This window comes from Photorhabdus sp. RM71S, from assembly GCF_042879355.1.
Lineage (GTDB): Bacteria > Pseudomonadota > Gammaproteobacteria > Enterobacterales > Enterobacteriaceae > Photorhabdus > Photorhabdus kayaii.
In genome coordinates, this window is record NZ_JBHFKV010000329.1 from 1 (window position 1) to 223 (window position 223).

Genomic DNA, 223 nt, shown 5'->3' on the forward strand with positions numbered 1-223 from the left:
GAACTAAGTGCCTGTTCCAAGATCAAAATTTTCGACCAAGAAAAAAACGATCTTATTAGGAACAGGCATGGATAAACTAGTTGAACTCTTCTGCGATGTCGATGATTTTTGCCGTGTATTCATTCCACTCTGGGAACAACAGTGTATCGAGGAAGGACATCGTCAACGCAGACGTCATGGCCGCATGAGTGCCAGCGAGATTATGACCATTGTGATTGCTTTT

Annotated in this window: 1 pseudogene; it reads left to right on the plus strand. The window is 43.0% G+C overall.

The features are described from left to right. Positions 1-67 precede the first annotated feature (67 nt). A pseudogene (locus ACGF5R_RS25090) lies at positions 68-223 on the plus strand (IS982 family transposase); the annotation flags it as partial.